This window comes from Nostoc sp. (assembly GCF_041747015.1).
Classification (GTDB): domain Bacteria; phylum Cyanobacteriota; class Cyanobacteriia; order Cyanobacteriales; family Nostocaceae; genus Nostoc.
This window is the reverse complement of sequence record NZ_JBGTFY010000350.1, coordinates 1-4,999: the sequence shown is the minus strand read 5'-3', so window position 1 is coordinate 4,999 and position 4,999 is coordinate 1. Positions and strand designations below refer to the sequence as shown.

The following is a 4,999-nucleotide window of genomic DNA, read 5'->3' as shown; positions in this document are numbered from 1 at the left end:
TATATCCCACCCAACAGCAAAAATAATAATGCTACTTCATAGGTGCGGGGTACATGAGTTGTCCACAGTTCAATACCTGGGGGACGCAAGTTGAACTCAACGGAACGATGGGGACAGGCTTTCAGACAAGTCATGCACAGTACGCAATCTCTATTATCTTCTAATTGCGCTGGATGGGAGTATAAAGGACATCCATTAGTTTCCATCCCTTCGCCCTTTTGTGGCCCACCTTTATAGCACTGATAGGTGGTGCAACTGGCAGAGCAAATACCTTGCTGTGCCCGAAGTTCCGTCATTGAGAGTTTGGCAAATAAACCATTCATCCCGCCGATGGGACAGAGATACCGACACCAAAACCGCCGCTCAAAAAGAGCAGAGAAAATCATCGCCCCGGCGGTAATTAATAGCAGTAAACAAGCGCTCAGGTAGGCAGTATTTTCTAAATGCCAGAGTTCTTCCCAGATGAAAATTAAGGAGAACAAACCAAACATGAACCATCCGCCCCATTTCTCAGCTTGTTCTCTCGGACAGCGCTTGAGTTTTCGAGGCCACAACCAAAGAGATATTTTTTGGGTAATTTCCCCGTAAATCATGAAGGGACAAACAGAACACCAGACACGACCCAAAAAGGGAAAGAGAAATAGAAAGAAAGGCCACCACCAAGCCCAAAATAAATTTAAAACAAAATTGCGATCGCGGGTTTGTGGCCCAATAAATAACACTGCCACAATAATTGCAAAAGCAGGTGCAGTCAAACTATAGTTAATGCGATCGGGCCACCAGGAACTACGCAGAAACCGCCGTAAACCAGGATAGACATTTAAAAGATTTACCCGAAATCGTTTTTTCTTGGCTTCGGCTGGCCAGAAAATTTCTTCTGTTAATTCATTGGCATCCCCCGCTTGCACGATCGCTCTTTCTACCAGATTTTTCAATTCTTTGAGGTTGCCAGGAAAATCATAGGACTGTAGGCGGCGCAAAGCTTCTGGAGTAATGTGCGGTTTAGAAATGCCTCTAGCGCGAGTGTAGAGACTAGTATAATATTCAACTTGTGTCTGAATATCAGCTTTCCGAACTCGTAGCGGCGGTACTTTAATGATGTGACCAATACAGCGTTCAATTGTCGGCTGAGTTTTTTCGGAAACAATGAGAATGCGTGCTTTACTGGGACGAGCTTGGGCAGTTGGCTCTCCAGAACGACTGACGGGGGTATATGTACCAGTTTTGAGCAACTGCGTCACGGCAGGCAATAACTCTGTTGGCAATTCTTGAATGTTGTTAAAAACTAGAGTGCCTTCCCCCAACCATTCCAAGAGTCCTGGTTTGCCACCAGCGCGACCGAATAAATCTGCACCGCTAGTTTGGAGAATACCACAATTTACTTTAATAATTGGTTCTCGCCGTTTGGGAGAACCAAAATGGATCAGGGCTGCTATATTATCTTTTTCTAAACCTGGTTCCCCGAAAATATCCACTGATTTGCGATCAGCCGCAGCTTCTCGAATTTGCTCCCGCAGACGTACAGCATAGCGACTTGTACCGACAATTCCCCGTTGCGCCTTAGTAACTAAATATGGTCGCAAAGCTACGGAACGTTCTTGTTCGTAGGTAAGTGCAGATGTAACCTGAGCTAATTCTTGAACCAATTGGCGGGAAAAAGCCTGAGCAATTTCGGGGTATTGGATGACTAACGAACGAAATTTATCAGCAGGCACAACCCACAAACGACATTCTGCTAGGGTAGTAATTGTCAACAAAACTGATTCATCTAAGAGTAATTCTCTGAGATTAATTACTGAGCCGGGAAGTAAGCCATAGGCTAAGGCTGGGTTAATTTGATTGCTGCTACTGCTTTCGATTTGACCTTCAATGAGAATATAAAGCGCTTCTGGGGAAGTGCTTTGTTGAACTAGGTTAGTTTGGGCTGGTACAACTTGTTCTTCAATTACTTGGGCGATCGCATTCAATACTTCAGGTGAGAGAATTCCTAAAGTTGTCCGTTCTTGTAGCCATGTAACCGTTTCTGGAGATGTCATATTAATTTCTCCGTGCAGGCTGCTGTATAACAAGAATTATCCCTTGAAAGCTGGGTCAAAATATCTACGTGTGGCCTGTGAATAGTATTAGATGTCTGGTTCTTGCAGCCATCGGGCAACCATACCCGCCAAAACTCCACCTAAAATTGGGAACACGATGAAAATCCAAAGGTCAGCCAATGCCCAACCGCGAGTAAAGATAGCTGTGGCTAGCGATGCCTGCGGCGGGCTACGCCTACGCACAGGATTGACGCTGGCATTGGTAACAGGAATAAGGATAAGATGCGCCAAGGTAAGCCCTAAACTTATGGGGATCGGTGCAGACCGCTTGAAAGCGGGAGAAGATGTTACGCTCAAGATCAGCAGCACAAAGCCACAGGTAACAATGAATTCAGCTAATGCACCAGCCCACCAACTATAGTTATCCGGGGAGTGAATTCCCACGCCATTAGAACCAAAGTTGGCTGTTGTAAACCCAGGCTTGCCCATGCAAATCAAAAACAGGATAGTAGTCCCCCATATTGCGCCGAGAACCTGACTCCCGATATATGGCAAAACGTCTCGGTAAGAAAACTGCTTGGCTACCCAAAAACCAATTGTGACTGCGGGGTTGATGTGACATCCACTGATCGAACCAAAAGTATAGGCAGCAGTCAACAAACTTAAGCCAAATGCGATCGCTACCCCAGTAACTCCAACCCAAGGTACTGTACCAGAGATCACCGCAGTACCCACGCCCATCATCACCAACCAAGCTGTACCTAAAGCTTCCGCCAAACATCGTTTTGCTAAGGAGTAACGATTCATGAGAAATGCGATAACTGGCTAGATGTTATTGATACTTGTACACATTAGCCGAATCACATTAATATAACTACTCGCTTCTTAATAACTAAGTATAAAACGTAACTATATACAGTTGTTTGCCTGATTTAAAAACTACAGCCAACCTGTGTTCTATCGAATTGAAAACTGCTGTAACTTGTCACAAATTACGTGGGGCTATTGTACATTAATATCTAAGAATTGATTGGGGACAAATTATGGCAATTTATCTGGACTCAGCGATTGCATCTGAAGCTGAAGTTGTTAAGTTTTGGGGATGGGTAAAGGGCATTACAACAAATCCCACGCTGTTGGCTCAAAGCGATACGCCACCAGAAACCACGCTCAAAAATTTGGTTGCCTTGACAAATGGTTCATTATATTATCAACTTGTGGCATCTGATAAAGCTCTTATGCTAGCTGAAGGTAGAAAAGCTTTTGAGATTATTGGTTCGCAAACAATTTTGAAGATTCCCGCAACACCGTTAGGGTTTGAAGTGGTGGCGAGTTTATCACCAGAAATTACTTGTGCGGTGACAGCAATTTACAGTGCAGCACAGGCAGCAGTTGCAAAAGAAGCAGGAGCTAAAATTGCCATAGCTTATGTAAATCGCGCTACTCGCTTGTTAGGTGACGGTATTGCTTTGGTGCGGGATATGGCCAGCGTACTCAAAGGCAGTGATACTAAAATTTTGGCAGCTAGTATTAAATCTCCTGAAGAAGCAGCTGCGTCGTTGCAAGCCGGGGCGGATCATTTGACTTTACCATTGGCGATGTTGCAGGCGATCGCTACTCATGAATTCTCACAGAAAACTGTTGAAGAATTTGCCAAAGCAGGCATCGGCTTAAAATAATTCGTAATTCGTAATTAAATATGAGTTTATCGGATCTTCCTAATCTCTGGGTTCCTTTGGCACTTTTAGGTTTAATTATCTTGGCTGCTGTATTTTTCAGTCGCAGCAGTTGATATTTCCCAATATCAATATGTCTGAGTTAGTCACAGAGTGCTTAAAAATTGCTTATTAGCGCTGCAATTCGAGAGTTGTGATATGAAATTAGCAAGTGAGAATTAAATCTCTGGTAATTGCGATCGCTTCAATGTGAGGAAAAATGGCTGCCAAAGATTTATTTCATAATGCTGTAAAACAAGCACTCTTAAAAGAGCAGTGGGTGATTACAGCAGATCCGCTAAAAATCAGGATTGAGCGTGTAAAGTTTGAGATTGACTTAGCCGCAGAAAAAATCCTTGCAGCTGATAAAGGGGGGCGAAAAATTGCAGTTGAAATCAAAAGCTTTCTTAATAGCTCTGTCATCACTGACTTTCACTCAGCACTGGGGCAGTTTTTGAACTATCGCCTTGCATTACAGATGAGTGAACCAGATAGAATATTGTATTTAGCGGTTCCTGTTGATACGTTTGAGTCGTTCTTTCAGGAACGATTTACTCAGGAAGCTGTCAAACTTTATCAAGTGAAGCTGGTGAGTTATGATCCACTTCAGGAGGTGATTGTCGAATGGAAAGAGTAGAACAGTACCGCCAAAGCATCCGCCAAGTATTAACGTCTCACGCTACTTTTGAGAGTAGCAATTCACACATTGAGTCTCAGCTTGTGTTTGATACAGAACATGACCACTACCAGCTTTTGGAAGTTGGCTGGGAAGGACTTAAGCGAGTCTACATCTGTATCATACATTTGGATATTAAGGATGGTAAAATTTGGATTCAGCGCAATATGACTGATGTAGATATTGCGCGGGAATTAGTAGAAATGGGTATGCCGAAAGAGGATATTATTCTGGGGTTGCATCCGCCGTATAAGCGTCCGTATACAGGGTATGGAGTAGCTTAAATAAAATACGTAGCATATCAAGGATGACCGCGCAGACAATTTCATCAACGGCTGCTACTTGGTATGATAAAGTATATGCTAAGGCGATACCTACGGTGAGCTACGCTAACGCACATACAGCAATACAATTCACATCAGCCCATAGCTTTATGTAGGGCTTGCTGAATAAGTCTCCAGAGCGAATCTAGAAGCCACACAGCTTACAAAATAGTAGTTTCGTCGCTTAGTTTCCCAATTTGCCCGGCGCTCGCCGACGAAAGTGCAAGGTTTTTGAACCTCTGGATGCTA

The 4,999-nt window shown here is 43.7% G+C and carries 5 protein-coding genes; 3 read left to right on the top strand and 2 right to left on the bottom strand.

The annotated features are described in order from the left end of the window. Both ACEW80_RS28065 and ACEW80_RS28060 read right to left on the bottom strand, forming a co-directional pair. On the bottom strand, positions 1 to 2,036 hold a 2,036-nt coding region (locus ACEW80_RS28065), incomplete at its 3' end, for a sigma 54-interacting transcriptional regulator (RefSeq protein ID WP_373529750.1). A gap of 87 nt (positions 2,037 to 2,123) precedes the next feature. Then, complete coding sequence (locus tag ACEW80_RS28060) at positions 2,124 to 2,843, bottom strand: aquaporin (protein WP_373529749.1); 720 nt, start codon at positions 2,841 to 2,843, stop codon at positions 2,124 to 2,126. Between the two features lie 236 nt (positions 2,844 to 3,079). Here ACEW80_RS28060 and ACEW80_RS28055 point away from each other — a divergent pair, with 236 nt between their 5' ends. From ACEW80_RS28055 to ACEW80_RS28045, 3 genes are all read left to right on the top strand, one after another. After that, a complete protein-coding gene (locus ACEW80_RS28055) occupies positions 3,080 to 3,715 on the top strand; it encodes a transaldolase family protein (RefSeq protein WP_373529748.1) in 636 nt (211 codons plus the stop codon). Positions 3,716 to 3,971: 256 nt separating this feature from the next. After that, entirely contained in the window at positions 3,972 to 4,388 is a 417-nt protein-coding gene (locus ACEW80_RS28050; RefSeq protein WP_373529747.1) for a XisH family protein, read from the top strand. After that, the gene (locus ACEW80_RS28045) at positions 4,376 to 4,711 is read left to right on the top strand and encodes a XisI protein (RefSeq protein WP_373529746.1); all 336 of its coding nucleotides are present in this window, start codon (positions 4,376 to 4,378) and stop codon (positions 4,709 to 4,711) included. Before ACEW80_RS28050 ends, ACEW80_RS28045 begins: the two co-directional genes overlap by 13 nt. The last annotated feature ends 288 nt before the right edge of the window (positions 4,712 to 4,999 follow it).

What these genes read in the sequence shown, in the direction of transcription:
- ACEW80_RS28060 (WP_373529749.1), bottom strand. Translation starts at nt 2,843, where the DNA reads ATGAATCGTTACTCCTTAGCAAAACGATGTTTGGCGGAAGCTTTAGGT.
- ACEW80_RS28055 (WP_373529748.1), top strand. Translation starts at nt 3,080, where the DNA reads ATGGCAATTTATCTGGACTCAGCGATTGCATCTGAAGCTGAAGTTGTT.
- ACEW80_RS28050 (WP_373529747.1), top strand. Translation starts at nt 3,972, where the DNA reads ATGGCTGCCAAAGATTTATTTCATAATGCTGTAAAACAAGCACTCTTA.
- ACEW80_RS28045 (WP_373529746.1), top strand. Translation starts at nt 4,376, where the DNA reads ATGGAAAGAGTAGAACAGTACCGCCAAAGCATCCGCCAAGTATTAACG.